This is a genomic window from Paenibacillus sp. P22, from assembly GCF_000469945.2.
Classification (GTDB): domain Bacteria; phylum Bacillota; class Bacilli; order Paenibacillales; family Paenibacillaceae; genus Paenibacillus_O; species Paenibacillus_O humicus.
In genome coordinates, this window is record NZ_CBRA020000192.1 from 1 (window position 1) to 4,112 (window position 4,112).

A 4,112-nucleotide genomic window follows, 5' to 3' on the forward strand; every position below is an offset into this window, starting at 1 on the left:
CCGCAAGCCGGACCTGCTCGCGGAGCCTCCGGTGGAGCGCCAGGCGGCCGATGCCGGCGACCTGCGGCGCCTGCTGCGCGAGGAGAGCGGGCTGACGGCCCGTTCCCCGCCGCTGGTGGGGAGCGGAGGAGCATACGTTCAGCCATCTTCATTGGACAATGCGCGTATATCTGGCCGAGCTGGACTCTTCCGGAAGCGCGGCGTGGCCTCGGGCAGCAAGCGCCGCCGCCGAGACGGGAGAAGCCTATGCGGCTTCCGTGGAGACGGCAGCGGCGTCGCAGAGCGCGACGGCCGGCGCGAATGCGGCAGCTGCAGGCAATTCACCTGAGCTGCCCCCGGAATACCGCTGGATCGGCCCTGGCGACATGCGCCATTATGCCTTTCCGAATTTATTTGCCAAGATCCTGTACGACTACTGGGACAAAGCCGAAGACGGGGAAAGGGCGTAAATCCGATGGCCAAGCTGCTTGATGTGCTGCTGGAGGAAAAAATCGTCGCGATATTCCGGGGTATCGGAGCGCAGGAAGCGGATGCTGCGGCAGGAGCGCTCATCCGCGGCGGCATCTCCTTGATGGAGGTTACGCTTAATACCGACGAAGCTTTGCCGATCCTTTCCCGCTGGCGAGAGCTTTATGACGGACAGGCCTATATTGGCGCCGGAACGGTACTGGATCTCAAGCAGGCGAGGGAAGCGGCTTCCGCCGGCGCGCAGTTCATCATCTCGCCGAACCTCGACGAGGAAGTGGTCGCCTTCGGCGCTGCCGAAGGCATATCCGTATGGCCGGGAGTCATGACGCCGACCGAGATCGTCCGAGCCTGGAAGGCGGGGGCGGAAGCGGTCAAAATATTCCCGATGGCCTCCCTCGGCCATCGTTACCTGCAGGAGCTGAAAGCTCCGTTGAATCTTATTCCCATGATGGCGACCGGCGGCGTCGATCTGGACAACATCGGGGATTATTTGCGGGCGGGAGCGGATGCCGTAGGCTTGGGAAGCAAGATTGTCAATCTGCAATGGGCTCGCGAGGGCCGGTTCGACCTCATGGAGGATCGGGCACGGCAGTTCGCGGAAGCGGTGCGGGCACAGCGGAGTTAACAAGGATAAAAAAAAGGCAACGGATGAGGCGCATGCCCCCGCTGCCTTTTTTTTTCGCTTTTATCGGAGCTTCATCCTCGACATCGCGAAGGGTCGAATCAAATCGCCCGGACTCCGAGCAGCGTTTTCAGGACGCGCTTCGGAGGGGCGCCATGCCTCTTGAACTTGCCGTTGTCGTAGAACAGCTCCGCGGTTTCTTCTCCTCTCATGCATACCGCCCGCTCGCCTAGCAGTCGGGTCTCGAATAAATCCGATCGGAAGGCATCGGCTCTGTTCGTGACGAACAGGTAGCCCTCCTTGAGCAAGCTCAGGGTATGGTGGACGGAAAAGAAAGTGCGGCGAAAAAAGGGAGGGGCGCAAAGCCGGCGGCGATCATGCCGGAATGGCCCAGGCAGTTGAACGATGGATTGGGACAAGAAGCCTGCCGCTTCAAGGGGACGAAGGAGAAAAGCTTCGGCAAAAAAAAAGAGGCCCGCGATTGCTCGCGGGCCCAGAGAGAATATATGAATAAGGGGGGTCTGATAGTAGTATAAAACCGGTTACTGAAACCTAGCTGAAGGAATTATTACATTTGTATTACAAGCAGAGAGGGATCGTTCTCGGCTGATACCGGAGTTCAGAGCTTGCGAAAGGCGAAGAAATAGAGGCGGAGAGAGAATGGAACGATTGAGATGCAGAATTTGTAAAATATGGTTCTATCCTGAAACAAAGCCGAGTTGAAGGCTGTTTTATATATAGATTAGCAAAATGGCCGTTTTCTTGCGAAATCTTTGGTGAAATCCAATCCGTTCGTGGAGGAGCGAAGCAATGTGAAAAAGAAGGCATTTCTTTTCTCAGGCATCGTGTTGATCCTGGCTGCAGGAGCTGGGGCTGCGTATGGGACTTACCCGGATAAAGTTCAGGGATCGCTCAAAGTTTTCGATGGCGTGATCTTCTCTGAAACCGATCAGGCAGCCCAAAAAGACATCATTGATTCCATCGATCCCGTGTCTGGTAAAGCCGCTAAAGAACATCCGTCCAAAGCTGCAAAGCTAACGGAGGCCGGCATCGAGGTGGACAAAAATAAAAAGGAGAAGACAATCGACTTTGATTTCGATGGTAAAAAGACCAAGCTGAAATTCTCTTCCGTTGCAAATGGGAAGAAAGAAGTCGTGCTGCCGAATAGCGAAGAAGGCTACCAGCTCACCCCGATCGCAAATCAAAGCGGATATGTGCTGGATTACAATGGCTCCTTGTATGGACTGGATATCGCGGAGGGCAAGATTGCGAAGATGCTGTCCGACACTGTCGGTGAGTATGACAGGGAAACCTTGGAAAAGAAACAGATCGAGAATCTCCCTCTCGTTTGGGGCGGTCGCGCTCGTGTCAACCCCAAGGGAGAATTCATGATTTTCTTCTCCAACCGCGAAGCCGTTGAAAATGGCCGGGGCGATGGACAGCTTTGGGTGAAAAACTTTAAGACTCAAGAACAATTCCCGGCATTCTCCGGCGGTTATGAATTCATTGGATGGGGGGAAGGCAATCAGGCCTTTATCCGTTCTCAGGACACCATCTTCGGCATCGATCTCGAAAATCGCAAGCAGTCCGTTGTCCAAGACCACGTAAGCCCAGAGAGCGTAGTTTCCTATCCGTACCTGGTCATTCCTGAGCTTAAGAGCGTCAAAGTAGCCAGTCTTACTTCGAAGAAAGAGCTGTCGCTGGTTGAAGGCATAGGCAGGGTCGATATGATTCTGGCCGATATTGCGTCCCCTAAATTTGCGATGCTGAATTTCCCCGATCCGACCTCTTTCAATACGAACATTATTGTTGTCACCGATCCCGAGAATGCCGCAACCAAGGTTATTTCCCCTGACGCAGGATCTGTTATCGAGACCTTCTCCTGGATCGATTCAGAGAATCTCCTGGTTGTTGCCTTGAAAAAGGGCACGACTGCTCAAGTATCCTACGTTGTAAACATCAATAAATTACATCCTCCGGATTAAACGTGTCCATGGTATGACGTGCCGTCAAGACATCTATAATGTAATAGCAAGTTATCGTTAAAAAGAGAGGAGCCCAATCTGGGCTTCTCTCTTTTGCTATCTTGCTAAGGATTGCTTTCTTTCCTATCCCATTTTACAACAGCAATTCTTTCAACACAGAAACAACCATGGAGTGATCTTCCTCGCCAGGCAGTCCCGATACCGTTATGGTGCCAACGATTCCTTCCTTTTCCAAGCGCAGCGGGAAGGCGCCGCCTTCAGCCTTGTAATCATCCGGATTGAGACCGTAGGCTTTCACCGTTGAACCGGTCGATTTCATCAGGATGTGCATATAGTAGGAACTATGGCCGAAATGATGGACAACGTTATTTTTCCATGACACCCATTCATCGTTATGAGAAGATGTGCCTTCCATTCTGCTGTAAAATAACAGCTCACCGTTTTTTCGAATATCGACGACGATCGATTTGTTCTCCAGCAACGCTTTTTCTATCATGCTGGTTCCAACCTTGTATGCGGTTTCGTTCGTGAAAAGGGAGAACTGAAGGTCCGTCTCTTCTTGCAGCAATGGTTGTAATAAAGCGTCGTGTCGGTTCACAGGGAGCACTCCCGTTTCTTGTGAATTAGTATTTCTTGGTCGTTATTATACATGCTTGCGATGGTTTTATCGAGGCGTACAGAGCAGTAGGCGAATGAATCAGTAACACCAGCGGAGCTTTTTTTCATACGTATATGTCATGAACGTTTGTCGGCATAGGACCAGTTGGATTGTTCTCCTTTCATTTCCTTTTTTGTGCGTGCCGATGATCTTCACATGAACATATAACGGAGGCTACTAAGATGAATGAATTTAAGAACGATCTTCAAAATTTGAATATGGATGCGTTCAAAGCGAGCGGCATAACTCCGAATGCGGGTCAAGGTCAAGTGGATCCTAATAATGCTCGTCTTTGTATCGGCGTTTGCATCGGCTTTTGTATCGGTTTTTGCGGCGGCTGCGGTGGATGCGGCGGCTGCGGAGCTGCGACCAGTTCGAC

Annotated in this window: 6 protein-coding genes; 5 read left to right on the forward strand and 1 reads right to left on the reverse strand. The window is 52.2% G+C overall.

Features of this window, described 5'->3' with window-relative positions; all coding sequences use genetic code 11:
- From BN871_RS29380 to BN871_RS22100, 4 genes are all read left to right on the forward strand, one after another.
- Positions 1–328, forward strand: a 328-nt coding sequence (locus tag BN871_RS29380; RefSeq protein ID WP_232313261.1) for a hypothetical protein, incomplete at its 5' end; no start/stop codon positions are given.
- 126 nt (positions 329–454) lie between these two features.
- A complete protein-coding gene (locus BN871_RS22085; RefSeq protein WP_048748883.1) occupies positions 455–1,093 on the forward strand; it encodes a bifunctional 4-hydroxy-2-oxoglutarate aldolase/2-dehydro-3-deoxy-phosphogluconate aldolase in 639 nt (212 codons plus the stop codon).
- Positions 1,094–1,407: 314 nt separating this feature from the next.
- Positions 1,408–1,626, forward strand: coding sequence for a hypothetical protein (locus BN871_RS28635; protein ID WP_048748888.1), 219 nt, complete (start codon positions 1,408–1,410; stop codon positions 1,624–1,626).
- Positions 1,627–1,902: 276 nt separating this feature from the next.
- Positions 1,903–3,075: a hypothetical protein gene (locus BN871_RS22100; RefSeq protein WP_048748889.1), complete on the forward strand. Its 1,173-nt coding sequence runs from the start codon at positions 1,903–1,905 to the stop codon at positions 3,073–3,075.
- A 133-nt stretch (positions 3,076–3,208) separates the two neighbouring features.
- Here BN871_RS22100 and BN871_RS22105 read toward each other — a convergent pair whose 3' ends face one another.
- Positions 3,209–3,673, reverse strand: coding sequence for a heme-degrading domain-containing protein (locus BN871_RS22105; RefSeq protein ID WP_048748891.1), 465 nt, complete (start codon positions 3,671–3,673; stop codon positions 3,209–3,211).
- A 242-nt stretch (positions 3,674–3,915) separates the two neighbouring features.
- Between BN871_RS22105 and BN871_RS27130 the strand changes: the two genes are divergently transcribed.
- Positions 3,916–4,112 (forward strand): heterocycloanthracin/sonorensin family bacteriocin (locus tag BN871_RS27130; protein ID WP_083436590.1); only part of this gene is annotated, 197 nt, incomplete at its 3' end.